This is a genomic window from Bradyrhizobium sp. CIR48, from assembly GCF_014198315.1.
GTDB lineage: Bacteria > Pseudomonadota > Alphaproteobacteria > Rhizobiales > Xanthobacteraceae > Bradyrhizobium.
Map to the genome: position 1 here is coordinate 31938 of NZ_JACIHG010000011.1, position 24879 is coordinate 56816.

General features: G+C 62.5%; 21 protein-coding genes. All 21 read right to left on the reverse strand.

What is annotated here, in order from left to right; all coding sequences use genetic code 11:
* Positions 1-7: 7 nt before the first annotated feature.
* Complete coding sequence (locus tag GGD66_RS29775) at positions 8-808, reverse strand: SDR family oxidoreductase (protein ID WP_183259863.1); 801 nt, start codon at positions 806-808, stop codon at positions 8-10.
* Positions 809-815: 7 nt separating this feature from the next.
* Positions 816-2498: a hydantoinase B/oxoprolinase family protein gene (locus GGD66_RS29780; RefSeq protein ID WP_183259866.1), complete on the reverse strand. Its 1683-nt coding sequence runs from the start codon at positions 2496-2498 to the stop codon at positions 816-818.
* A gap of 12 nt (positions 2499-2510) precedes the next feature.
* Positions 2511-4577 carry a hydantoinase/oxoprolinase family protein gene (locus GGD66_RS29785; RefSeq protein ID WP_183259868.1) on the reverse strand — a complete coding sequence of 689 codons (2067 nt, stop codon included), beginning with the start codon at positions 4575-4577 and terminating at the stop codon, positions 2511-2513.
* Between the two features lie 177 nt (positions 4578-4754).
* On the reverse strand, positions 4755-5696 hold the full coding sequence (nac, locus tag GGD66_RS29790; RefSeq protein ID WP_183259870.1) for a nitrogen assimilation transcriptional regulator NAC: 942 nt from the start codon (positions 5694-5696) through the stop codon (positions 4755-4757).
* A 78-nt stretch (positions 5697-5774) separates the two neighbouring features.
* Positions 5775-6983, reverse strand: coding sequence for an aspartate transaminase (locus GGD66_RS29795; protein ID WP_183259872.1), 1209 nt, complete (start codon positions 6981-6983; stop codon positions 5775-5777).
* A 29-nt stretch (positions 6984-7012) separates the two neighbouring features.
* A complete protein-coding gene (locus GGD66_RS29800; protein ID WP_183259875.1) occupies positions 7013-7753 on the reverse strand; it encodes an ABC transporter ATP-binding protein in 741 nt (246 codons plus the stop codon).
* Positions 7746-8516: an ABC transporter ATP-binding protein gene (locus tag GGD66_RS29805; RefSeq protein WP_183259877.1), complete on the reverse strand. Its 771-nt coding sequence runs from the start codon at positions 8514-8516 to the stop codon at positions 7746-7748. Before GGD66_RS29805 ends, GGD66_RS29800 begins: the two co-directional genes overlap by 8 nt.
* Positions 8513-9496, reverse strand: a complete 984-nt coding sequence (locus GGD66_RS29810) for a branched-chain amino acid ABC transporter permease (RefSeq protein ID WP_183260268.1) — start codon at positions 9494-9496, stop codon at positions 8513-8515. The genes GGD66_RS29805 and GGD66_RS29810 overlap by 4 nt, the downstream gene beginning before the upstream one ends.
* Positions 9497-9541: 45 nt before the next feature.
* Positions 9542-10414 carry a branched-chain amino acid ABC transporter permease gene (locus GGD66_RS29815; RefSeq protein WP_183259880.1) on the reverse strand — a complete coding sequence of 291 codons (873 nt, stop codon included), beginning with the start codon at positions 10412-10414 and terminating at the stop codon, positions 9542-9544.
* Between the two features lie 10 nt (positions 10415-10424).
* Complete coding sequence (locus GGD66_RS29820) at positions 10425-11609, reverse strand: ABC transporter substrate-binding protein (protein WP_183259882.1); 1185 nt, start codon at positions 11607-11609, stop codon at positions 10425-10427.
* A 768-nt stretch (positions 11610-12377) separates the two neighbouring features.
* Positions 12378-13523 carry a M20/M25/M40 family metallo-hydrolase gene (locus GGD66_RS29825; RefSeq protein ID WP_183259884.1) on the reverse strand — a complete coding sequence of 382 codons (1146 nt, stop codon included), beginning with the start codon at positions 13521-13523 and terminating at the stop codon, positions 12378-12380.
* On the reverse strand, positions 13520-14446 hold the full coding sequence (locus GGD66_RS29830) for an NAD(P)-dependent oxidoreductase (protein ID WP_183259886.1): 927 nt from the start codon (positions 14444-14446) through the stop codon (positions 13520-13522). Before GGD66_RS29830 ends, GGD66_RS29825 begins: the two co-directional genes overlap by 4 nt.
* Before the next feature lie 159 nt (positions 14447-14605).
* Entirely contained in the window at positions 14606-15757 is a 1152-nt protein-coding gene (locus GGD66_RS29835) for a M20 aminoacylase family protein (protein ID WP_183259887.1), read from the reverse strand.
* Positions 15758-15961: 204 nt separating this feature from the next.
* On the reverse strand, positions 15962-16351 hold the full coding sequence (locus GGD66_RS29840) for a carboxymuconolactone decarboxylase family protein (protein WP_183259889.1): 390 nt from the start codon (positions 16349-16351) through the stop codon (positions 15962-15964).
* A gap of 26 nt (positions 16352-16377) precedes the next feature.
* Positions 16378-17772, reverse strand: a complete 1395-nt coding sequence (locus GGD66_RS29845) for an aldehyde dehydrogenase (protein ID WP_183259892.1) — start codon at positions 17770-17772, stop codon at positions 16378-16380.
* Between the two features lie 116 nt (positions 17773-17888).
* Positions 17889-19241, reverse strand: a complete 1353-nt coding sequence (locus GGD66_RS29850) for a DUF3100 domain-containing protein (protein WP_210321709.1) — start codon at positions 19239-19241, stop codon at positions 17889-17891.
* Positions 19242-19284: 43 nt separating this feature from the next.
* Positions 19285-20169, reverse strand: a complete 885-nt coding sequence (locus GGD66_RS29855; protein ID WP_283814498.1) for an NAD(P)-dependent oxidoreductase — start codon at positions 20167-20169, stop codon at positions 19285-19287.
* A gap of 99 nt (positions 20170-20268) precedes the next feature.
* Positions 20269-21246, reverse strand: coding sequence for a LysR family transcriptional regulator (locus GGD66_RS29860; RefSeq protein WP_183259894.1), 978 nt, complete (start codon positions 21244-21246; stop codon positions 20269-20271).
* The gene (locus GGD66_RS29865) at positions 21236-22645 is read right to left on the reverse strand and encodes an L-serine ammonia-lyase (RefSeq protein WP_246789021.1); all 1410 of its coding nucleotides are present in this window, start codon (positions 22643-22645) and stop codon (positions 21236-21238) included. The genes GGD66_RS29860 and GGD66_RS29865 overlap by 11 nt, the downstream gene beginning before the upstream one ends.
* A gap of 6 nt (positions 22646-22651) precedes the next feature.
* Positions 22652-23836, reverse strand: coding sequence for an aminotransferase class V-fold PLP-dependent enzyme (locus GGD66_RS29870; RefSeq protein WP_183259896.1), 1185 nt, complete (start codon positions 23834-23836; stop codon positions 22652-22654).
* Between the two features lie 65 nt (positions 23837-23901).
* Positions 23902-24876, reverse strand: a complete 975-nt coding sequence (locus tag GGD66_RS29875; RefSeq protein ID WP_183259898.1) for an asparaginase — start codon at positions 24874-24876, stop codon at positions 23902-23904.
* Positions 24877-24879 lie beyond the last annotated feature (3 nt).

Genomic DNA, 24879 nt, shown 5'->3' on the forward strand with positions numbered 1-24879 from the left:
TCTCAGTTCAGCTCTTCTTGTCGGCAAGGCCTTCGGGCGCGCCGACCCAGCGGGCCGCCTCGATGTCGGCCGATGTATCGCGCATGAAGGTCGGGCAGATGTGCAGCTCGGGGATCACGGCGCCCTTTTGCAGGCTCGCACAGAGCAGCACCGCACGCGCGACGTCGTGCGGATTGAGCATCACCGCCCGCTCGCCCTCGAGCGGCGGCCGGGCGCGATTGTCCATGATCGGGGTGTCGGTCTCGCCGGGCAGGATGGTCGTCGCGCGGATGCCCTGATTCCGGTAGGTGTTGTGCAGGAAGGTCATGAAATTCTTCACGCCGGCCTTGGCCGCACCATAGGCCGCGCCGCCGAGCAGGTTCGGATTGACCACAGCCAGCGATGACACCGTGATGATGGTGCCCTCCTTCTTCGCGATCATGTCCTCCAGCACGGCCTGGGTCAGGTTAAAGACCCCGGTGAGATTGACGTTCACCGTGGCGTTCCACTCGGCTTCGCTGAGGAAGCGCGCATTCAGCACCTTGCTGGCGCTGCCGGCATTGTTGACGAGGATGTCGATCGCACCGACATTGCGCTTGGCCCAGGCGACCGTCTCCAGGATCGCCTCGCGCGAGGCCACATCCAGCACGTGGGCAACGGCCTTGCCGCCGGCCTTCTCCATCACGGCCACAACGCCCCGCAGCGGATCAATCCGGCGCCCGGTCAGGACGACCGTTGCACCATCCTGTGCTAGCAGAATCGCGGTCTCGCGCCCAATCCCGGTTCCGGCTCCGGTGACGAGTGCGATCTTTCCATCGAGCAGACCCATGATGTCCCTATTCGGCGGCGGTCGCCGCTACGCTTGAGCGCTGATAGCCGTAAATCTGCCTCGCGGCCGCGGGCGTAATCAAGCCTTCGGCGAGGTCGAGCTCGATCGCCGCGGCCGCACGCTCGGCTGTGCGTCCCCAGCCGCCGCCGCCCGGCGTCTCGACCTCCAGGCGGTCGCCGGTCTTCAAGACGACCCTGCCCTTGGGGAATTGCGGCTCGCCGTTCCGGTACACCTTGCCGGCGCTGCCCGACTTGCCGCCGACGACGCCGAAGCAGGGATGGCGCACGCGTTCGGACGCCAGGTAGATGTTCATCGGGTTACGTCCGAGATTGCGCAGCACGACGCGCTGGCCGAGGCCGCCGCGGCTCTTGCCGGCGCCGCCGGAATCCGCAATCAGCTCCTTGCACTCGGTGAGCACAGGCACCGCGATCTCGAACATCTCGATCGCCGTGACCTTGCAGTTGGACGGGAAGCTCAGCGTATCCAGACCATCGAATTCGGCGCGGGCCCCCTGCCCCCCATGAAAATTCTGCACCGAACCGTATTGCGAACCATCGTCACGCCGTCCGACGCAGTTGGCGGCCCAGATCGGCGCGCCGCCGCTGTCACCCATCACCTTGTCAGGCACCACGCCTTCCAGTGCCTTGAAGATCAGCGAGGGGATGACATGCCCGATCAGGTTACGCGAATTGCCCGCCGTCCATTCCTCCGGATTGAGAATCGAGCCGAGCGGTGCCTCGTCCGTGATCGGCGTGATGCAGCCCTCGTTGTTCGGCGTATCCGGGTCGAGCAGGCATTTCAGCGCATAGACCGAATGAGCGTAGCGATAATTGGTGCGGCAATTGATCGAGTGAAGGATCTGCTCGGATGTTCCGGCGTAGTCGACGTGAATGGAATCGTCGCGGACGATCACGGCGGCCTTCAGTGTCACGTCGGTGTCGTAGCCGTCGAGCAGCACTTCGGCGCTGTAAGTGCCGTTCGGCCATTGCCGGATCGCGCGACGGGTCTGCGCCTCGGAGCGCGTGTGGATCGCATCGGCCAGCTCATCGATGCTGTCGAGATCGTATTCATCGAGGAACTTGACCAGCTCGCGGCCCATCACGTTGTTGGCCGCGACCATGGATTCGAGATCGCCCATCACCTCGGTCGGCAGGCGAACGGAAGCGGCGATGATGTCGAGCACGTCCTGGTTGGGAACGCCCGCCTTGTGCAGCTTCACGATCGGGAAGCGAATACCTTCCTCGAAGATGTCGCTGGCCTCGGAGTGCAAGGGAGCGCCGCCGATGTCGGGCAGATGCGCGATCGAGCCGGCATAGGCCACGACCTTGCCGTTCCTGAAGATCGGCGTGATCATCGTGACGTCAGGCAGATGGCCCGTGCCGATCTCCGGATCGTTGGTGGCGAGTACGTCGCCCTCTTGCAACGTCTCGACCGGAAACTTCGGCAGGAAATATTTCTGCGCGGCGACCGGCAGCGAGGTGATGAACACCGGGATCGACCAGGTGCATTGCGCCAGCGCGCGGCCGCGGCTGTCGAGCAGCACGGTCACATAGTCGTGGTTCTCGCGCACGATCGGCGAGAACGCCGTGCGGCCGAGCACGATGTCGGCCTGGTCGGCGATGAAGATCAATCGATTCCACATCACCTGCAGGTTGATGGGATCGTTGAAATCGGCAGCATTCACGGACATGAGGCGTCGTCCTTAGGCGATGTTGATCACGAGATTGCCGTTGATGTCGACATGCGCCGTACCGCTCGGGCCGACAACGGCGGTCGACTCTCGCTGCTCGACGATCGCGGGTCCCTGGATCGGCGCGTCCACGGGCAGCTTGTAGTGATCGTAAACCGGCGTCTCGACGAAGCCGCCGCGCTCGCTGAAATAGACCGAACGCGACCCCTTCTTGGCCTCGGCAGCGTGGCGCGTGTGCGGGCGGGTGACCTGATCCTTCTCGCCGCTGGAACGCAGGCGCCAGGTGATCACCTCAACGGACGAGCCCGCGACGGTGCGGCCGAACAGTTCGCGATAGAGCTTGTAGAAATTGCCGAGCAACTGCTCGAAGAATTGCTCGCGCGGCAGGCTGCGATCGGGCAACGTTACCGTGATCTCGTGGCCCTGACCGACGTGGCGCATGTCGACCGTGTAGGTGTTGGTGATGGTCTCGGGCGCGACGCCGGCGGCACGGACGACTTCCGCGCCCTGGGCTGCGAGATCGCCGAGCAGCCGATCCATCGCGGCAAAATCCCAATTCTCGACCTGCATCGGGAAGCTCGCGGAGAGATCGATCGCGACCGGCGCAATCAACAGGCCGATCGCCGAGGTGACGCCGGCGCCGGTCGGGCAGATGATGCGCTTGATACCGAGCTTGCGTGCGATGCCATAGGCATGCACGGGACCGGCGCCGCCGAAGGCGACCATCGGCAAGCTGCGCGGATCGACGCCGAGATCGGTCGCATGCACCGCCGCCGCCTTGCTCATGGATTCATTGACGAGGTCGTGAATGCCGAAGGCGCAGCGGGGCACGCTGACGTCGAGCGAGGACGCAAGCTTCGTCATGGCCGTGAGCGCCGCATCCTTCGACACCTTGAACGAACCGCCGACGAAGGATTCGGTGCCCATATAGCCGAGCAGGATGTCGGCATCGGTCACGGTCGGCTCGGTGCCGCCACGCTGATACGCGGCGGGACCCGGCAGCGCACCCGCAGAACGCGGTCCGACGTCGAGCAGGCCGAGCGGATTCTTCGCCGCGATCGAACCGCCGCCGGCGCCGATCTCGATCATCCGGATCGACTGGATCTTTAAGGGAAAGCCCGATCCCTTGCGGAATCGATGATAATGCGCGACTTCGAGATCGGTGCCGACGGTCGGCTCACCGTTCGGGATCAGGCAGAGCTTTGCGGTGGTGCCGCCCATGTCGAAGGACAGCACGCTGGCTTCGCCGGCGATGCGGCCGAATTCGGCGGCGGCGACGGCACCGGCCGCCGGCCCCGACTCAATCAGGCGCACCGGCAGCTCCGCAGCGCGGCTGCTCGGCACGAGGCCACCCGACGACGTCATCCAGAGCACCTGGCGATTGATGCCCTTGGCGGCAAATTCGCGTTCGAGATGGGCGACGTGGCCGGACATCTGCGGCCGGGTATAGGCGTTGACGACGGTGGTCGAGGCGCGGTCGAACTCGCGGACTTCCGGGCAAACCTCCGATGACAGCGACACGAAGATATCGGGATCTTCCTCGCGCAGCAACGCGGCGATGCGCTGCTCATGGTCAGGATATTTGTAGGCATGCAGCAGGCAGACGGCGACGGACTTGATGCCCTCGTGGCGCAAGCGTCCGGCGATCTCGCGAACGGTGTCCTCCTCTAGCGCGGTGATAACCTCGCCGTCGGCGGACATCCGCTCGACAGCGCCGAAACTGTTCGCGCGCGTCACCAGCGGGTCGGGATATCTGAGATTCAGGTCGTAGAGATCGTAACGTCCTTCGTTGCGGATGCGCAGCATGTCCTGAAAACCGGCGGTCGAGATGAAGCCGGTCTTGACGCCCTTGCGCTCCAGCACCGCATTGGTGACGACGGTGGTCGCGCCTAACACCTGCAGATGATCCAGATCGACGACGTCGCCGAATTCCGCGAGCAACTCGGAGACGCCGCGAACCACGGCTTCAGCCGGATTGGCCGGCGTGCTCAGCACCTTGTGGAGATGCAATTCGTCCTTGTCGTCGAGCAGCGCGAAATCGGTGAAGGTACCCCCGGTGTCGAATGCGAGCTTGGCCATCTGTTTCCTCGGAGCGATTATCTTCGAGGGTAGGAAATGCGCCTCCACGCGACCACCACAACTCCGGTCTGCCGCCATAGGTTTTGTTTATGGCCTGACGAAACCGGCGCGCACACCACCACAAAATCGCGAAAACAACCCCATGCACAGTAGAACGGCCGAGACCAGCAGCCGTGCTCAGACCGCCCGGATCCCCTGCGGATGGCTGCGCATCAGCTTCTCGACGACGGTCAGAAGCACCGAGCGCGTGGCCAGCGCGGGCTCCGACAGCGGCAGATGATCGGAGACGCACAGCGAGACGGTCGCCTCGATGGCGGGGCGCACCAGCCGCCGCACCTCGACACCGGCAAAGCTCGACGCGCTGGCGGCGGCGACCGAGGCCGGCAGGATGGTCGAGCCGAGCCCCTCGGTCACGGCCGCACCGAGCGCGGAGACGGATTCGATCTCGGAGGCGACGTTCGGCGTCACCCGCGCCCGCGCCAGCGACTCATCGATCAGACGCCGCAGGAAATGCCCCTGGCTCGGCAGCAGCAGCTTGACATCGGCCAGCGCCGACAGCGGCAGCGGCTCGTCGGTCGGCTTCTTCGCCATCGTCTCGGCGCGCGAGACCAGATACAGTTCCTCGCGGAACAGCGGCTGCAGCTTGACACCCTTGATCGGGCCGGAGCCGTAGATCATGGCCATGTCCATCTTGCCGGTCATGATCAGCTCGCTCAGCACGTGACCGAAGCTGTCGTTGATGTGGACGATGATCTGCGGGTGCAGCGCGGACATCTCCTTCAAGATCGGCAACGACAGCGTGCTCGACGCCGAATAAGTCGCCAAGCCAATCGACACCCGTCCCGCCAGCGCCTTGGTCGATTGATCGATGTCGATCTGCGCCTGCTCGATCTGCTTCAGCAGCAATTGTGCGTGACGGTAGAGGATGAGGCCGGCTTCGGTCGGCACGATGCCGTGATTGCTGCGCAGCAGCAGCTTGTGCTTGAAGTGGCTCTCCAGCGCCGCGATCTGCTGCGACAGCGCCGGCTGCGCGGTGCGCAGCAGGCCGGCGGCGCGCGAAACGCTGCCGGCATCGACCACCTTGACGAAGCTCTTCAGCTTCCTGAAATCGACGCTCATGAGGATCGAATGCTGCTCTGGAACCACGCTCCTGACCGGCACTATTCCTTATCTAGCCCATTGATTTCAATCGGTTTCTCAGCGTAGCGCCCGGCAGGCTTGCTCAATCCGGTCGCAGGCGTCCTTGATCGCCTCCATCGAGGTCGCGATCGACAGCCGGAAATACGGCGACAGCCCGTAGGCCGCGCCCTGAACGGCGGCGACGCCGACACCGTCCAAGAGATAGAGCACGAAGTCGAGATCGTTCTCGATGACCTTGCCGTCGGGCGCGGTCTTGCCGATCACGCCGGCGCAGCCGGGATAGAGATAGAAGGCACCATCAGGCACCAGGCACGACAGGCCCGGGATCGCGTTGAGCCGCGCGCAGGCATAGTCGCGGCGCTCCTTGTAGAGCTTGACGCTGTCGCGCACGAACGACTGGTCGCTGGTCAGCGCATGGGCCGCCGCCGCCTGGCTGATCGACGACGGGCAGGACGACATCTGTGATTGCAGCTTGTTGATCGCCGAAACCAGCGGCGCAGGACCCGCGGCGTAGCCGATCCGCCATCCGGTCATGGCGTAGGTCTTGGAGACGCCGTTGGTGAGCAGAATGCGATCCTTCAAGGCGGGCACCGCGGCGGCCAGCGTCGTCGCCGGCTCGTCGCGATACCAGATCTGGTCGTAGATATCGTCAGACAGCACCAGCACATTGGGATGGCGCAGCAGCACGGCGCCAAGCGCTTCCAGGTCGCTGCGGGAATAGGCAGCGCCGGTCGGGTTCGACGGCGCATTGAGGATCAGCCAGCGCGTCTTCGGCGTGATCGCAGCCTCCAGCGCCTCCGCCGTCAGCTTGAAGCCCTGGTTCTCGGAGCAGCGGACGATCACAGGCTTGCCGTCATTGGCGATGACCATGTCGGGATAGGATACCCAATAGGGCGCGGGAATGATGACCTCCGCCCCCTCCTCCACGCTCGCCATCAGCGCGAGGAACAATATTTGCTTGGCGCCGCCGCCGACGCAGATCTCGTTGTCCGCGTAATCCAGCCCAAGGCGCCGCTTGTAGTCGGCAATAATACCCTTGCGCAGCGCGACGGTGCCGTTGACGGCGGTATATTTCGTCTCGCCGCGATCGATCGCCGCATGCGCCGCCGCCTTGACGTCATCAGGCGTATCAAAGTCAGGCTCCCCGATCGCCATGTCGACGATGTCGCGGCCGGCAGCCTTCAGCTCGCGCACCCGCGCGGACGCCGCCGTGGTCGGAGATATCTTGATGCGCGAGACGCGCGCGGCCGGCACGAAGATCGTCACAGTGGTCGTCCTTTAAGTTGCAAGTCGTATCAATGTTCGACATCGGTCTCACCGCGCATGCGGCCGGTGAGGAAGAGCTCGCCGAGCTCGTCATGGGTGATGTCGGCGGGCCGGCCGTCCCAGATCACCTTGCCGAGCCGCAGGATGACGGCGCGCTGTGCGACCTGCATGGCTTTCTTCGTGTTCTGCTCGACCAGCAGGATGGTCTGACCAGCCGCGTTGATGCGCGCGAGCTCGTCGAACACGATGCCGATCGCGGTCGGCGACAGGCCGACCGACGGCTCGTCAACCAGCAGGATTTTTGGCCGCTGCAGCACGGCCATCGCGACCTCGAGCAGTTGCTGCTCGCCGCCGGACATGTTGCCCGCCAGCGTGTTGCGGCGCGTCTTCAGGATCGGGAAGAGATCGTAGACATAGTCGCGCTCCGCCTTCACCCTGGCATCGCGCAGCGTGTAGGCGGCCATCTGCAGATTCTCGTCGACCGTCATGACCGGAAAGTTGCATCGGCCCTGCGGTACCCAGGAGATGCCTTCGGCCAGGATCGCGCGCGACTTCAGCGCGCTGATGTCCTTGCCCTGCCAGTTGATGCGGCCGCCCTTTACGGCGGTCATGCCATAGAGCGTCTTCAGCAGCGTCGACTTGCCGGCCCCGTTCGGCCCCATCAGCGCGACGAACTGGCCCTGCGGCACGTCGAGATCGACACCGTTGAGAATGTCGAGCGAGCCGTAGCCCGCGCGCAGGCCCTTGATCGAGAGAGAGGTTTCAGCCACCGAGATAGGCCTCCCGCACCGCCTGGTTCTGCACGATCTCGTCCGGTGTTCCCTCCGCGAGCTTGCGGCCCTGGTCGAATACGACCACGCGCTTGCAGAGGCTCGTGACCACGTCGATGTTGTGCTCGATGATCAGGAAGCTGACGCCGAACGAGGTGTTGGCAAGGCGAATGCTCTCGACCACACGCTCGATCAGTTTCGGATTGATCCCGGCCATGGGCTCGTCGAGCAGGATGAGCTTTGGTTCCGGCATCAGCATCGAGGCGAACTGGATCAGCTTCTGCTGTCCGCCGGAGAGTTTTCCCGCGGGCTGGAAGCGCACATCCCAGAGACCCGCGATCTGGATCAGCTCGCGCGCCCGCTCCCGCAGAGCGGCGACGCGGTTGCGCGCGGCAGCGCCGATCCCGAAGGTCGACAGGATCCCGGGAAAGGTGAACATCTGCCCGGCGATCACAAGATTCTCCTCGATATCGAGCGCCGAGAACACCACGGTCTTCTGGAACGATCGCAGCATGCGGCCTTCGTGGGCGATGTCGCTCAGCGACCAGCCCGTGATGTCCTGACCATCGAGCTTCACCGCTCCGGCACTTGGCCGCGCGAGCCCGCTCACGCAGTCGAAAAAGGTGGATTTTCCGGACCCGTTGGGTCCGATCAGCCCGCAGATCTCGCCGCGATCGACATGCAGGTCGACACCGTCGACCGCGCGCACGGCGCCGTAGGATTTGCAGAGGCCGGAGATGTCGAGGATCGGTAGCCCGCTCATTTGCGCCTCTCGAGGAATGACCAGAAGCGGCCGATCAGCGGCGCGAACCCGTTCGGGAAGTAGAACACGAGGGCGAGCAGGAAGAAGCCGTAGGCGATCATGCGAAGTTCCGGCGCGACACGCAGCGCTTCAGTGAGGCCGACGAACAGCAGGCTGCCAAAGATGACTCCCGATATGGTGCCCGCCCCGCCGCCAAGCACGATGATCAGCATTGTCGTCGAATAGTACATCTGGAAGGTCAGTGGGCTGACCACGGTCAGGTAATGCGCATAGAGACTGCCGCCGAGCCCGGCAAAGGCGGCGCTGATCATGAAGACGACCAGCTTGTAGTGCCAGGTGGGAATCCCTACGGATTCCGCCAGCGTCTCGTTCTCGCGGATGGCGATCATGTTGCGGCCGGCCGGCGAGCGCACAATCAGGTAGACCGCCAGCGTTGCCAGCGCGGCAATGACGAGTACGAGATAGTAGAAGCCGACGGTGCCGCTGACGGTGAACGAGGCCGGTCCGAGCGCAAAGTAAGGCTTGGGCACTGCCGCCAGTCCCATGTCGCCGCGCGTCAGGCTGATCCAGTTCTTGGCGATCGCCTGGCCAATGATCACGAAGCCGAGCGTACACATCACGAACGACGTCGATCGCAAGCGCAGCGCGGGAATTCCGAGCGGCAGCGCGACCACGCCTGTGACGAGCCCGGCGGCAAGGAAATTCAGGTAGAACGGCGTGCCGAAATGCACCGCCAGCAGCGCCGAGGCATAGGCGCCGATGCCGAAGAACGCCGCCTGCGCCAGCGACAGCAGGCCGGTGTAGCCGAGCAGCAGATTGAGACCATGGGCCGGCAGCAGGAAGATCAGAGCGATGATGATTGCGTGCAGCGGATAGTTGCCGAGGAACAGCGGCGCGGCGCAGGCGAGCGCTGCGAGCACGAGGCCGAACGGAAGCCGCAGATCCCATCCCGTCGCAACTTTGCGTTCGGCTGGTGGCATGGTCTGGTCTCGGGCGATCTCGGTCAAGGTGTCACATCCCTGCGATCAGAAGCGCGCCTGCGCGGAGAACAGCCCGTGCGGACGCCACATCAGCACCAGCATCAGGGTCGCAAACCCCACGGTGTCGCGGAACTGCAGCCCGACATAAGTCGCAACCAGGCTCTCCGCGATGCCCAGAATCATCGCCGCCACGAACGTGCCGCGGACATTGCCGAGCCCGCCCATGATGATGATCGGCAGGGTCTTGAAGGTGATGAGCTCGCCCATGCCGCCGTAGACGCTGACATTCACGGGCGCGGTCAGCACACCCGATAATCCCGCAAGGCCGGCGCCGAGGATGAAGGTCCAGAGCGCGACGTGGCGGACGTCGATGCCAACGACGGCGCAGCATTCGATGTTCTGCGACACCGCGCGCATCGCCTTGCCGATCCGGCTGTAGGTGACCATCAGCTCGAGGCCGACGAACACGATGAGACCGACGATGATGATCAGGATGCGTTGCTCGGCCAAGGTGAAACCGAACACCGTGACCGGCTCGATATAGCCGCCCGAAAAGAACTTGTAGCTGCCGCCAAACACCAGGATGATCGTGTTCTGCAGGATCAGCGCGACGCCCAAGGTCGCGAGCACGCCGGCTTCGGCCGGCGCCCCGACGATGCGCTGCATCACCAAATTTCCGATGACGACAGCGATCACCGCAGTCGCCACCACGCCGATCACGATCGCCACCGGATAGGGCAGATCGAAATACTCGATCGCAAACCAGGCCCCGAAGGTGCCGAGCATGTAGTATTCGCCATGGGCGAAATTGATGGCGCGCAGCACGCCGAAGATCATCGTCATGCCGACGGCAACGATCGCATAGACCGATCCGGATACGATGCCGTTAACGACCTGCTCGATGATCGTGTAGAACATGTGCTGAGTCCTATTTGGGATAGTCGATCTCGGCCGAATAGGCTCCCTTGATAGCCGGCTTGCCGTGCTCGATCTCGAGCAGGATCATCGGCAAGCGGGCCTGATTGTGATCGTCGAAGGTGACATCGCCGACCGCGCTTGCATAGTGGATTTTGGAAAGCGCGTTGCGGACTTTCTCGCCGTCGATACTCTGCGCCTCCTCGATCGCCTTGGCCAAGAGGTGCACGGTCTCCCAGTGCACATAGGCGTGATTGTTGGGGGCCTCGCGGAACTCGGCGGTGAATTTCTCGACGAAGGCCTTGCTCTTCGAGGAGTCGTAGGCTGGAAGCCAGGCAGCGGCCTCGATCGCGCCTTCGAGCGCCTTCGGCGCCGCCTTAATGGTCTTCTCGGTGTTGAACTCCGCGTTGCCGATCAGCGGGATCTTGCCGGCGATTCCGACCTCCATCATCTGGCGCCCCACGATCGGCGTGGAGTCGGCGTTGCCGTACATGATGATCGCCTGCGCGCCGGAATCGCGGATCTTGGAGAGCACGCTGCGGAAATCCACCTCGCCTTCCTTGTAGTAATCCTCGGTCAGGATCTGGCTCTTGAAGCGCGGCAGATACTTCTTGGTGAACTCGATCGCCGCGCGGCCGTAGTCGCTGTCAACCGAGAGCACGGCGTATTTGGTGAAGCCCTTCTTCTCGGCGGCGTATTGCAGCACGACCAGCGCGCGGTTCTCGTCGGTCGGATAGTTACGATAGGTCCATTTGAAGCCGCCGACGCCGGCCTTGTAGGTGATCTTCGGGTTCGACGAGGCCGCGTTGAGCAGCAGCACGCCGGCATCCTCGGCCACCGGCTGCATCGCCAGCGTCACCGAGCTCGAGACGTCGCCGATGATGTAATCGACTTGATCCTGGTCGATCAGCCGTTTGGTCGCCGAGACGCCCTCGACCGGGGTGCCCTGGCTGTCACCGGCCAGGATGTTGATCTTGCGCCCGCCGATACCGCCGGCCGCCGTGATCTCCTTCGCCGCCATCTGGGCGCCGCGCAGCGAGAAAGCACCGTAGCGGGCATTCGGCCCGCTCATCGGTGCGACGAGGCCGAGCTTGACGGTGCCGTCCTCGGTTCGGGCGAAAGCGCCGGACGAGATGGTTTGAAGTCCGACCAGGGCCGTTCCGAGGCAAAATCGCCGCCGACTCAACTCGATCGTCATGTCCCTCTCCCTTGCTGCTGCAAATTGCCTTTGCCAACTCCGCCGCTTTTTTTGGCCATTACTGTTTGAATTTTTGCTGCGGCTGACGGTAAAAAAATAGATTTACGTCGCTCGTCGGGGGAAGCACGACTGCGGTCTGCCGCCATAGCGAATTCTTATGGCGGCGCTCACTGCGTTCCGTCTGTTTGCCGCGCCGATATGCAGGTGGCGCGCGAGGGCACTCGGCAGTCTCGGACGCACTGACCATCTACCTGTGCGATGTGCCGCCAGGCACACTTTGCATCGGTGCTGCGTAGCTGAACTCCGGATTGCGAGACCAGCACGGGCGAGAGCCCATGCGGGCAGGCCGATGTGATGCCATCGAGCGCACGGTGTCGCGGAAAATCGTGCAAATGGCGGAGGAGTCAGTCAATCCCCATTAAAAGATAAAGTATTTTCGACTTTCCAGGGTCAAAACCTACCAATTGAGCTACGGCCAGAGATGGAGTTTTCGCCTGCCGCAAAGGCTCAAATCCAGGAGGCGCAACCACCGATGCCGACATTCAGTCCAAGTTGCGATCTTACCAGGTGCGACGCCCGCGTCTCGAACGCAGTGAGCATATTCTAAGTTATTGATCTTCTTCATGTGGTGGTCATCCCCGGCCGGTTTTGTTCACGGTGTTTCACCCAATTTGATGCAGGTCGGCCGCAGGCGCTCAGCGACGCGCCCCAAATGTGGCGGTGAGCGGGGTCCGGCCGCCAAACTTGGCAAGCACCATGATCGAGTCGTCACCGTTCATGGGCGGACTCGACGGGCAGCTTCCGGTTAAGTCGCTGGGCCAGCTCGGAATAGAGAACCTGCGCGCGACGAATATCGCCGATGGGAATCCGCTCCCCAGGCTTGTGCGCTTGGTCGACGCACCCGGGTCCGAGCACTAAAGACGGCGCGAGGCGCGTATATTCGGAAGCTTCCGTGCCGAAGCCCACAACGGTGGCCGTGTCTCCTATGATTGCCTCAACGGCGCGCACGAGTGGCGCGTCGGCCGAGAGTTCGGGCGGCGGCGCTTCCCGCTGCATGACGAGGTCGAGCCCGCTTGCTTCGGCCATCTTCGACAGCTCATCGATCACGAACTGCGGATCGAACGATTTGGAATAGCGAAGCTTAATCTTGCACGTGGCTAGGCCGACAGTCGTATTCGGAAGGGTGCCATAGTTTTCGATCGTGAAGTTCAGATCGCAGAACGGCGGGTCGTATTGCCTGTCATGAAGGGTCGTGTCTTCGCGCAATCGCAGATGCAAACGTCGGAGCTCGCTCAGAAACGGAATGAGCTGGATATTTGCGTTCAAGCCCTTGCCGGTCGAGGAGTGAGCCTGGCGTCCGCACGCAGTGACCACGAATTGGACGTCAACGCGATGTCCCCGAACGAGCCTAAAGTTTGTTGGCTCGCCTACGATGAAGCAGTGCGGGCGAAACTCGCGGAGGGTTTCGCTTCGGCCAAGGACCTCGCGCACTCCACGCTTCGTGGATTCTTCGTCAGCTGTAAGCACTATCAACGGCCGACAATCGTGAGGTAGCCCGGTCGCCGCCGCCAACATGGCGCTGATCGGCCCCTTCATGTCGACGGCGCCGAGCCCCACCATCTCGTCACCTTCGAGGTCGGCCGCGAACGGGTCGGTCGTCCAGCCTGCATCGGTGACGGTATCGAGATGGCCGGCGAAGGCCAGCCGGCTCGTGCTCGTGGGCCAGCGCGCGACGAGATTACCTTTCGGCACCCCACCTTCATCGACGTAGTCGACTCGCTCGAGCTGCCAACCCGAAAGATGGCGCTGAATGAGCTCGAGCAGCGGCACGTTCGACACGGAAGGGCGCGAGTCGCACGCAATCATCGAGCGGGCGAGCTCGATCCCATTCAATGAAGTCTGGGTCGCGCTCACGGACGAGACACAATCGCCTTCAGGACCTCTGGCGAAACCGAAGGGATATTGATTCCAGACTTCTCCTGCTGGATTTTGATGTGGACGTTGGAGTCTCGGTCGCCCCAGCCGCGGTCCATGGCCTCGTCCAACTTCGCCAAAGTCAGGCGCGTGAGGTCGAGCGGCACCCCGAGTTCTTCACCCAGCTCCAGCGCGACCGCCATATCCTTGCGAGCGTGCCTCAGCCGAAACAAGGGCGTATCGAAGGTACCATCCAAGATCTTGCCTGCCATGCTGTCGAAGGTGCGCGTGCGACCATGTGAGCCGTTGCGGACTGCGGCAAGAAGCTCCTCCGGCGCGATGCCGCCCTTTACACCAAGCGTGAGAACCTCGCCCAGCATCGCCGTCCGAATGTTCGCGACGACGTTGTGGGCCAGTTTCGTAATAGTACCGGTGCCGATATCACCCATGTAGCTGATATACTTGCCGATCGCCTCGAGCACCGGCAACGTCTTCTCGAATGCTTCGCGGCTTCCGCCAACCCAGATTGCCAAGGTGCCATCGGCAGCGCCGACGGGGCCGCCGCTGACCGGCGCGTCGAGGAACGCAATGTTTCGCTCGCCCAGCGTCTTGTTCAAGGCGCGCACCATCGCAACCGAGTTGGTCGAGAGGTCGACGATTTGGGCACCCGGGTTGAGCGCCGCCGCCAGCCCCCGCTCGCCGACGCAAATCTCCTCCACTTCTTTTGGACCCGGCAACGATAGCAGGACAGTATCGCTGGCCTTGACCACTTCGGCTGGGCTCTTTGCAAATCGCAGTCCTTGGACATCGCCTTCGGCTTCAGGACGGACATCGTAAGCCGTCACATCGAATCCCGCCTTCACGAGATTTGCCGCAATCGAGCGGCCCATCAGCCCCAGACCGATCATTCCAACACGCGTCATGAATCTCCCTTTCAAGTCACTGCGGGCGGCGCCACTACACGCCGCGTCCGGCCATTCTCGCCCGCCACGTGGCGGGCTGAATCAACCCTTTTGTCGAGCCCGCGCGCGAGCGCCGCAAAGCTTACTTTTGGTCCTTGCGCTAGAGCGCGGGGTCTGCCCTCATTCTGGTCTGAGCGCACTCGAGATGACCGCCTCCCAGAGTTCGATCCCTAGCGGGATCACGTCGTCATTGAAGTCGAAATAAGGTGAATGCAGCCCGGGATTCTCTCCGGGCTTCCCGGCGCCAAGCCAGACATAGGCGCCGGGGACCTCGCGGAGCATGAAGGCAAAATCCTCCGCAGCCATGCTAGGTTTGGCATCTTGGCAGGCCAAGATGCGCTTCTCGTCAAGGACGCTCCGAACGAATTCCGCGCAAGGCTTGTGATTGATGGTGGCAGGATAGCGGTGCGTGTAGGCAATTTCGGCGGTACAGTCGAAAGCCTCTGCGACGCGCGCGGCAATCTTGCCGATTCGTCGTTCAATCAGTTCACCAACTCCAGAATCGAACCAGCGCGTGGTCCCGCGGATGATGCCCGTTTCCGGAATGACGTTCCATGCATCGCCTGCGTGTACCTGTGTCACGGTTACGACGGAGGCCTCAAGCGGCGCTACGTTTCGACTTGCGATCGTCTGCAAGGCACAGACGATCTGGCTCGCCGCGACAACGGGATCGTGGCCCTCGTGCGGCATTCCGCCATGCGCGCCCTTTCCCTGTACTTTGATCTCGAATGTCGCGAATGCGGCCATCATCGCGTCATCGCGGACAACGCATGTTCCGATGGAGAGCGCGGGCCAATTGTGAAGTGCGTAAACTGCGTCGACCGGAAACTGTTGGAACAACCCTTGTTCGACCATGGCACGCGCGCCGCCTTCATTCTCTTCCGCGGGCTGGAAAATGAAATGCACGGTTCCGTCGAACTGTCCGTGAGTAGCGCACTCCCGAGCGGCGGCCAGGAGCATGGCTGTGTGGCCGTCGTGTCCGCAGGCGTGCATGATGCCAGACCGCGACGAGCGGTGGGAGATGTCTGAGGCCTCTAGGATCGGGAGGGCATCAATGTCGGCTCGGATTCCGATTGTTCGTCGCGACGAGCCGCGCGAGAGGGTCCCGACCACGCCCGTACCAGCAAGTCCCGTCTGAACGGCCAGCCCCCAACCAGTTAGCTTCTGCGCGATAAAGGCGGAGGTTTCGCGCTCCTGAAACCCAAGCTCCGGGTGCCGGTGCAGATGGTGGCGCCACCTCACGACCTCTTCGAATCGATCGACCGGGTTCATCTCACCTCTCAGTTTCGGCAAGGCCTGTGACGAACGCCTTGGGAGTTGCAAGAGTGTTCGCATCCCAGGTACCCGCTGTGGACGAGTGCCTCCTGCATCGGACCGGCGGCACGCTGGACTGGCGTCGACTGCTTCTCTGGTGAGACCTTGACGGAGGCAAAGGTCGGGGCGCGATTGCCCCCGACCTTCAACTCGTCAGGTGCGTCAGCCCTTATTCGCGAATTCGGGCTCCGCAAAGACTTCGCGGGCCACCTTGAAGGCCTCGCCGGCGGTGGGAACGCCAGCGTAGATGCAGATCTGCATGAAGATGGCCTGGATCTCCTTGCGTGTCACGCCATTGGTAAGGGCTCCACGCAGGTGAATCTTGAGCTCGTTCGGCTTCGCCATTGCCGCCAGGGTCGCCAAGTTGACGATACTGCGCATCCGACGGTCGAGATCCGTGCTACCCCAGACTTCGCCCCAGCAATATTTGAGGGCCAGTTCTTGAAATGGACGGTCGAAGTCGGTGGCGCTTTGCAGAGCAGTTTCGGATCGCTCCTGCCCGATCACTTCGCCTCGGATCTTCTTGCCCAACTTCAGTAGTTCGTCGCTCATATCTTGTCTTCCTCGAGTTGTGTGGACTAAAGCCGCGTGGCGAACGGACTGTTCCAGGCCCCTGACATCATCACCGTGGTCTTGACTTTCATGTATTGATCTGCGGCTTCCAGGCCGTATTCGATCCCAAGGCCACTTGTTTTGTGGCCGCTCACCGGCGTTCCCGCTGACAGAGAGTGGACGCAATTGATCCATACGATACCGCACTGAAGGCGGCGTCTGGCCTGCTCGGCTCTGTGCAGAGAGGAAGTCCAGACGGACCCTGCCAATCCGTAAGCCGTGTCGTTGGCAAGCGACCAGGCCTCTTCATCGCTTTGGAAACTCCGGATCGCCATCACAGGACCGAAGATCTCTTCTCGCGCGAAATCGCTGTCGGCAGGGAAGCGCGACACGATTGTCGGCGGGAAGAAATGGCCGCCGCCGATTGGACGATATTCCTTTTTCGCCACTTGTTCGCCGCTGACACCAGCGGTCAGACGCCGGACCCGCTCAAGCTGTTCGACCGACACAATCGGTCCGATCTGGGTCTCGGGGTCGAGAGGGTCGCCGACCCGGAGCGAGGCAGCTTCTGCCCTGCAATGTGCTTCAAACTGCTCCAGCACATCGTGAGCTACGAGTACGCGCGCGCAACTCGTGCACGTTTGACCTGCATTCATGAATGTCGAGAATACAGCCGCGCGTGCGGCCCTTTGCAGGTCGGCATCCTCGAAGACGACGAGCGGAGATTTTCCGCCAAGCTCGAGGACAACGCCCTTCAGCGATCGGCCGGCTTCCGCAGCGATATGACGCCCTGTCGCGCTCGAGCCGGTGAAGCTGATCTTGCCGACGTCAGGGTGCGCCACTAGCGGGGCGCCAGCCTCAGCACCGAAGCCGGTCACGATATTGACCACACCATCCGGGAGCCCGGCCTGTTGCATCAATCGAGCTAGTATGAGTGTCACGAGAGGCGTCTGCTCGGCCGGCTTGAGAACGAGCGTATTACCGCATGCGATGATCGGGGCAATTTTCGTCGCAGCGTTGAGTAGCGGATAGTTCCACGGGGCGATCGCGGCGATGACGCCGAATGGCTCACGCTCCACGAGGGCGGTCGCCTCGCGGCCCATGGGCACCGTGCTGCCGTGGAGTTTGTCGGCCAGGCCTGCATAATAATCGAATAGGCCGGCCGAATGAACTACCGAAGCCCCAGCGGTATCCGCGATTGCGCGCCCGCTGTCGAGCGTCTCGATCGTGCCCAATGCCCGGGCCTGCTGCCGTATCTCGTTGGCGATCTGCCTCATGACGGTGGCTCGAGCGCTTCCGTCCGCGCCCCAGGAAGGCGCTGAAGATGCGGCCGAGCGAACAGCCGCATCGACGTCCGCAGCCTTCGCTCGCGACACGTTCATGAGAAACGAGCCGTCGATCGGGCTGGTGGTTTCGAACACGGCACCATCGGTGGCACAGTGCCACTCACCTCCGATCCAAAGTGTCCGCCCTTCAAGGCACCGCGAGTGCACTAGTTGCGCAATCCGGGGATCTGCCGAAGAAGACTTCGATTGGATCATGATCCGCTCCGCATGAGAGCTTCGGCGATCAGTGTCGCGAAGATGAAAGTCCCCGCGTTGGCAGCCAGCGACGTCACGACAATCCGCCAGCCGAGGGCCCGGAAGGCCGCCAGATCTTTGCCGAGCGAAAGGCCGGCGTAGGTCAAGACTGGCGTCGAAAGCGCGAGGAAGTTCATCTTGCCAGTCGTTGCGGCGAACCAGGCGCTCCCCGGCCAATACGGGGCCGTCAAAGCCATTCCGATCAGCGTTGCCCAGAATACTGCCGGTACTCGGAACGGAAGCACGCGCTTCAGAATTTCACCGGCAGCGGCAACCGCGGCGATGATGACCGCTCCGAGCACCGCATTCGTCGGAGGGACATGATATGTGATCCAATTCCCAAAGATCAGCGCATAAATCGCGACAATTGCGAGCAAGCCGACCAGTCCGAGCAGCGGCAGAACTGATTGGTCATGCTCCTTGACCTCGACGTCTGATGCCGGCTTCGTGCGAGCACGAGCCAGACGGCCGAGCCGCGGCTCGAGCAGCCGATACATGAAATTCGAGAACGGTAGCGAGAGGAATAGCGTAAAGTACGTCCCGACGGTGGTCGTGATTAGGTTGGATGCGGCCGCGAATGCTGCGACCTGCTTGCTCAATTCCGGCGTCTGTTGTGCTGCAATCGCGCCCGATGCAGCGGCCATCATCGAGCCGGAGCCGACGCCCGCACCCATCGCGAGCGCGAGCGGATTGAAGATGTGGAGGCTTGTTAGAAAACTGGCGACGAGCGCGATGAAAATCGCGCCGATCACCGTACCAGTGATGTACTCGGCCATCACTCCACGGCCCTCGGGAGAGTTCATGCCGTACCGCTCGCTAATGATGGCCAGGCTCGGCTCGCGACCGACCGAGAACGTGGCGCCCACGGCTTCACGTTTGATGCCTAGCAACAACGCGATCGGTAGACCGAGCAAGGCAGTCCCCAGGAAGTGGCCGACCTCCTGAAACACAAGCGCCAGGCCGGATTTCACAAGCTCCGGGATGGCGCCGCCGACCAGCAAAGCGAGCTTGGCGACAAAGATCAGGACTGCCGCTTGGATGATGGTCGAAGCGGCCTTCTGCTCGCCCAGGCTGAGCCCGATAGGGCTCGGCAAGCGCGCAGATGCGATGCTTACCGCGGCGCCAAGAATCATCGCCCATACGAGAGGCAACAGTACGACGGTGCCGATTCCCAGCGGAACACTCACGTTGCCGATCATTTCCGCAATGAGGGTAATGACCAGAACCCAAACGTGCACGCGCCACGCTCGAAGGGCGCTCGGCGTCGAGCTCAGCATGGTGTCGGCTTGTTCTTGCGTCGTTACGCTCATCGTGACTTTCCTCCCTCTGCACCCCGATCGCGATGGATCCTGTCTACTCCGCCAAGCTTTTCCGATATCCAGCCATCCGGGTGAAATCGTCGGTGTCCGCGACGACGGAACGATCCGCGAGCCAGAGCCGGGCGACTTCCTGGCTCAACGGCAACTCGATATTGACCTGCCGCGCCAAGTCTGCGGCGAGGCCGACATCCTTTCTCATCAGTCCAGCCGAGAAGCCGCTGTCGAAACGGCCCGACATGATCCACTTCGGGAAATGGATTTCGCTTATCGCGCTGCGGCCGGTCGCGGCATTCACCACCTGGAGCACTGCCTCGGCTGAGACGCCAGCTGCTTCGGCCAAGCGGAGCGCTTCGCCGGTCGTCACCATATGGGCCGCGACCAGCATGTTGTTGATGAGCTTCGCGACGTTTCCGGCTCCGGACGGACCGACGTGGACGGCTTTCGCGGAGACAGCCTCAATGACCGGACGGGCCTCCGCGAAATCGTGCTCGGTCCCGCCGATCATCATCGTGAGCTTGCCATCGGCAGCGCCGGAAGGGCCTCCGCTCACCGGCGCGTCGAGGTGGCCGTGTCCGGCTTCCGCGAGAAGCTTGGAAAGGCGGCGAGTGGTGGCAGGATCGGCTGTCGAGGTATCGATCACGGTGACCCGTCGGTCGCTGCGCGCCAGCAACCCATTTGGAGTAGTCAGTACCGACTCGACGTCGCGACCGAGCGGCAACGACGAAACAATGGCGTCGGCGGTGCGCAGCAGTTCGGCGAGCTCGAGCGTAGCGATTCCTTGCTGGCTGGCCAGTTCGCGGCGAAGAGCTGAAAGGTCGAATCCCGAAACCTGAAATCCCTTGCGGGCCAGCGTGGTGGCCATGGGGAGGCCCATGTTGCCCAGCCCGATCACACCGACATGTGCTATCTGCATCGTCATCCCTTTCGCGATCCGTTCATGGTCGTATTTCTCGACATGACGGGGGCTGGGACAACGGCAATTTTCGGAACGCTTGTTGCGCTTACGGCAACGGAGCACTTACGTGCTCGAGACGACCCGATGAGACCCGGCAGAAGCCGGCCGGAATGCACTCATCCCGGTCGTGAGCGCGAGAACCAAGCGCTCGAGATTTCGCGTCATGCGGCGCTGCGAGCGGATCAACAACTGTACGCTCGCCTCGGCCAGCAAAGGGTCCGCGAGCGGGACGGCGACCAGACGCCCCGCCGTGATGTCCGACAGGGCGGTGAACGCCGGCAGCAACACGACGCCCATGCCGGCAAGAGCGAAGCGCCGCAGGAAGTCGATCGAGCTCGTCTCGAGCATCGGCACCAGGTGAATGCCGCGCTCGGCTTCGACGCGGTCGGTAAGCATCCGAAGTCCATGAGTCCGCGGCGCCATGGCCAACGCATCGCCAACGAGCTCGGAAAGCTCAAGACTGGCGCGCAATGCGTAGGGATGGTCCGGCAGCACGAGTGCGCAAAGCGGTTGGCGCGCAATCGACACTGCCCGGACGCCGACATGTGGTGGTGGACTGTAGGCGAGGCCCACGTCGACGCGGCTCTCCGCGACCGCGGCTAGGATTTCCGGTGTAGTGCCGAGAAGCACCTGCATCCGGACCTGAGGGTAGGTCTCCAGGAACGCTCGAACGGCGTGATCGAATAGATCGCTGATAAAGCCTTCGCCGCACATGACGCGAAGCGAACCCAGGCGGAGACCATGCAGTTGGCGGAGGTAGTCTATTAGCCGATCGGAATCGTCAATTTGCTGCCGGGCATGCTCAGCGATCGCGAGGCCTGCTTCCGTCGGGGTGACACCGCGTGGAAGACGATTTAGCAACGGAAGTCCGAGCCGATGTTCTAGTTCACTGATCTGGCGGCTGACGGCGGAAGGGGCGACGTTCAGGGTCTCCGCGGCGCCGCGGATCGATCCTTCACGGATGACGGCGAGAAAGTATCGAAGCAGCCGCCCCTCGAGGTCGGCATGAGTAAGGAGGGTTGTTCCAGGCTCAGCACTCAATGACGTTGACGGCTAAGCCGCCCTCACTGGTCTCCTTGTATTTGGATAGCATATCTCGTCCTGTGTCGCGCATGGTCCGGATCACCTGATCCAGACTCACAAAATGCGCACCATCTCCATGGAGCGCGAGCCGCGCCGCATTAATCGCCTTTACCGAGGCAAGGGCATTCCGCTCGATACAGGGGACCTGAACCAGACCGGCCACTGGATCACATGTGAGACCAAGGTTGTGCTCGAGCCCAATTTCGGCGGCGTTCTCAATTTGGGCATTGCTGCCGCCGAGAGCTGCGGCGAGACCGGCCGCAGCCATGGCACAGGCAGACCCAACCTCGCCCTGGCAGCCAACTTCAGCGCCTGAGATGGAAGCATTGTGCTTGATGAGCGCACCCACCGCCGAGGCTGCCAGGAAGAATGTTTCGATGCCTTCGGCGGCAGCCCCGCTGACGAAACGGTCGTAGTAGTGCAGCACCGCCGGAATGATGCCGGCGGCTCCGTTGGTCGGTGCAGTGACGACGCGACCGCCGGCTGCATTCTCCTCGTTAACGGCCAGAGCGAAGAGATTGACCCAATCCATGCCATAGAGCGGGTCGTGTTCGTTTCGTCCAGCCGTAGCGCACAGTCGCGCGTGCAATCCGGGTGCTCGGCGTCGCACGTGCAACCCGCCCGGAAGCTCGCCCTCCGAGCGCAATCCGCGCTCGACGCACGACTTCATTGCCGCCCATATCCGTGCGATCCCCGCGGAAATCTCCGCGTCCGTGCGCCGGGTTCGCTCGTTCGCACGCTGCAGCTCGGCAATCGAGAGGGCCGCGGTCTTGGAGCGATCCAGCAACTCAGCGGCGGAATTAAAGGGGTACGGAACCTGCCCGTCCGACGCCACGCCTGCTGCGGCGTCTGAATCCGTCACGACGAAGCCGCCACCGACCGAATAGTATGTTTCCGTGAGCGCACCCAAGCGGGTTCGTGCTGTGAATGTCAAAGCATTCGGGTGCCGAGAGAGAACGCGCCTCGTAAAACGAATGTCCGCAGCGGGATCGAATGCAATGGATTGCCCGTCCGGTAACCGTATGCGCCGATCGTGCGTCGCGCGCGCGACCAGTACGGGGACCCGGTCCGGATCGACCAGATCCGGAGCCTCGCCGAGTAGCCCCAAAATTACGGCTGTATTTGTTCCATGACCTTTCCCGGTGAGCGCGAGCGAACCGAATAGTTCCACCTCGATCGCCTCGATTGGTGTCGCGGGAGGCAGCCCAGCGACGAAACGCGCAGCCGCCACCATTGGGCCGACCGTGTGCGAACTGGAGGGCCCGATTCCGATCCTGAAAAGATCGAAGAGGCTGATCCAAAAATGGGCGGGCTGGCTTGCGATCATAGCTCTTTTTACCGGGACGGCCTTGGTCATCAGGGGTCACAATGCCCGAACTGGTCTGCTTTCTCGTACCGCACCGTGGGCCTCCACGTACCTTCGCTTGATGGCTTCGATCAAACGATCGATGTCGTCCTCGATGTTGAACATACCGAGCGAAACCCGGATGCCGTCGCGTTCAGGCGAAACTCGAATGTCGCTCTCCGCGAGATAGTCCATCCAGTCGTTCGCGGGCAGCGCTAGGACGTAGATATGCGGTGCACGATACCGGCGGTCGCGCGGACCGACAAGTCCGACGCCGATCTCGTCCAGGCGCTCGATCAGATGATCGCCTAGATCGAAGCAGTGTGCCTCGACGTTTGCCAGTCCGATCTGATCGATCAGATCGATGGCGGCGCCAAGAGCCTGGATAGCGGGTAGATTGTAGTTACCCAGCTCAAACCGAGTCGCGCCCGGCGCCGGTCGCATGTTGTCTGGTCTTGCGATAAAATCTGCCGGTGGCTCGGCGAGGCTGGCGGCTGCAAGATAACACGGCTCAAGCTCGGTCAGCGAACTATTCCAATACAAAAGGCCGAGTCCCTGCGGAACGAGCAGTCCTTTGTGCGTTCCGCAACCCATGAACGATGCTCCGCTCTTCTTTGCGTCGATTGGCACGATTCCAATTGCCTGCATGACGTCTACTACAAAGTCGATGCCGTGCTCCTTGCAGAGAGATCCGACGGATTCGATGTCGAACCTGTGGCCCGCGTGGAACGTAACGAGCGACATCGATATCGCTCGTGTCCTCGCGTCGATATGCGGGCGAAAGCTTTCGGAGTCCACGACGGCTGTCATGGGGATGAAGCGCACTTGGACGCCCTTCCTTGCCAGATGCAGAAAGGCATAGGCGTTGTTTGGGTGATCACCGTGAAGCATCAACACGTTGTCTCCCGAGACAAGAGGCAGTGCGTTGGCCGCGATGTTCATTGCCTCGGAGGTGTTCTTCGTGAATGCGATCTCGTGTGCGGGTACGCCGAGGAGCCGCCCCACTTTGGAGCGCGTGTGCTCCAACCGCTCGAGCCACACATGCTTTGGACCTGCGTTCGCGAGGCCTTCATTCAGAAACAGGTCGAAAGCCGCCTTCACCGGGCGTGCCAGCGGCGTCTGAAATCCGGAATCGAGATAGGTTATCTTCTCGACCGCCGGAAACTCTTTTCGAACAGCCTTCACATCATAGTGACGAGACATCTGTCTTTCCTTCCATCGCGTCGCTCCTTCGTGCCTCAATTCGGGCCCCGAGCGCGGGCAACATTTCAATACTCATCGAAGACTTCTTGAATGGCTTCGCGCCCCAGACCCTGAGCGAGGGCAAGCGCCAACAGAACGCGCGCCTTCTGTGGATTGAGCGAGCCTGCGGCGATCGTGCCGGCCTGATCGTCATTGAATTCGCCTCCTCTCACCACGGTGGCCGCGTTCGTCCTGCTCGACCTGACGACCGCCTTGCCTCGCCCCGTCAGTTCGGCGATGGTTTTCCGCAGAGAGGTCGGGACATTCCCATTTCCGGTTCCGGCAAGCACAATTCCAGCGGCTGGCTCTGCCAGCCTCGACAACGCTTCGGCACCGGCTCCCGCGAAGCTGTAGAGGATGCCGATCTCCGGAAGTGCGCCGTCAAAACCGGCGAATCTCGAACCTATCGTGTGCCGCCGCGCGGGCAGTCGCTCGAATGAAGGGCCGCGCGGCGTGAAATAGCCGAGCGCTCCGCACAGCCCACTGCCGAACGCGTCCGAAGTGCTCGTGCGCCGTTTCGAAACATCGCGCGCGCACTCTATCCTGTCGCCCATTGCAACGAGCACGCCGGCCCCCACGGCGGCCCTCGAACCCGCGAGCTCGATAGCGCACTGAAGATTTCGAGGGCCGTCGGCATCGAGTGCGTCTGACGGACGCATTGCGCCGGTAAGTACCACCGGTTTGGCCGATCCGATCGTCAGGTGCAGGTAATAAGCCGTCTCCTCCAACGTGTCGGTGCCGTGCGTCACCACGACGCCAGCAATTTCAGCATCGGACTGGATTTCTCGAATGCGCCTCGCCAGCAACCTCCAATGTTCGGGCGTGATGTCTGGGCTCGGTATCTGAAAGAGCTGCTCGGTCCGGACGGCAGTGGGCCCATCGGCGCTGCGAAGCAGTTCCTCGATTGGCACCGTTGGTGCGTGCGGGCCAAGCTGAGCAATCGTACCGCCGGTGGCGATGACAGCCACCTGCTGTACTTCTCTGTCGACGGCCCGTGACATCCG

What these genes read in the sequence shown, in the direction of transcription:
- GGD66_RS29775 (WP_183259863.1), bottom strand. Translation starts at nt 808, where the DNA reads ATGGGTCTGCTCGATGGAAAGATCGCACTCGTCACCGGAGCCGGAACC.
- GGD66_RS29780 (WP_183259866.1), bottom strand. Translation starts at nt 2,498, where the DNA reads ATGTCCGTGAATGCTGCCGATTTCAACGATCCCATCAACCTGCAGGTG.
- GGD66_RS29785 (WP_183259868.1), bottom strand. Translation starts at nt 4,577, where the DNA reads ATGGCCAAGCTCGCATTCGACACCGGGGGTACCTTCACCGATTTCGCG.
- nac (WP_183259870.1), bottom strand. Translation starts at nt 5,696, where the DNA reads ATGAGCGTCGATTTCAGGAAGCTGAAGAGCTTCGTCAAGGTGGTCGAT.
- GGD66_RS29805 (WP_183259877.1), bottom strand. Translation starts at nt 8,516, where the DNA reads ATGAGCGGGCTACCGATCCTCGACATCTCCGGCCTCTGCAAATCCTAC.
- GGD66_RS29810 (WP_183260268.1), bottom strand. Translation starts at nt 9,496, where the DNA reads ATGCCACCAGCCGAACGCAAAGTTGCGACGGGATGGGATCTGCGGCTT.
- GGD66_RS29815 (WP_183259880.1), bottom strand. Translation starts at nt 10,414, where the DNA reads ATGTTCTACACGATCATCGAGCAGGTCGTTAACGGCATCGTATCCGGA.
- GGD66_RS29820 (WP_183259882.1), bottom strand. Translation starts at nt 11,609, where the DNA reads ATGACGATCGAGTTGAGTCGGCGGCGATTTTGCCTCGGAACGGCCCTG.
- GGD66_RS29830 (WP_183259886.1), bottom strand. Translation starts at nt 14,446, where the DNA reads ATGACGCGTGTTGGAATGATCGGTCTGGGGCTGATGGGCCGCTCGATT.
- GGD66_RS29835 (WP_183259887.1), bottom strand. Translation starts at nt 15,757, where the DNA reads ATGAACCCGGTCGATCGATTCGAAGAGGTCGTGAGGTGGCGCCACCAT.
- GGD66_RS29840 (WP_183259889.1), bottom strand. Translation starts at nt 16,351, where the DNA reads ATGAGCGACGAACTACTGAAGTTGGGCAAGAAGATCCGAGGCGAAGTG.
- GGD66_RS29850 (WP_210321709.1), bottom strand. Translation starts at nt 19,241, where the DNA reads ATGAGCGTAACGACGCAAGAACAAGCCGACACCATGCTGAGCTCGACG.
- GGD66_RS29855 (WP_283814498.1), bottom strand. Translation starts at nt 20,169, where the DNA reads ATGACGATGCAGATAGCACATGTCGGTGTGATCGGGCTGGGCAACATG.
- GGD66_RS29865 (WP_246789021.1), bottom strand. Translation starts at nt 22,645, where the DNA reads ATGACCAAGGCCGTCCCGGTAAAAAGAGCTATGATCGCAAGCCAGCCC.
- GGD66_RS29870 (WP_183259896.1), bottom strand. Translation starts at nt 23,836, where the DNA reads ATGTCTCGTCACTATGATGTGAAGGCTGTTCGAAAAGAGTTTCCGGCG.
- GGD66_RS29875 (WP_183259898.1), bottom strand. Translation starts at nt 24,876, where the DNA reads ATGTCACGGGCCGTCGACAGAGAAGTACAGCAGGTGGCTGTCATCGCC.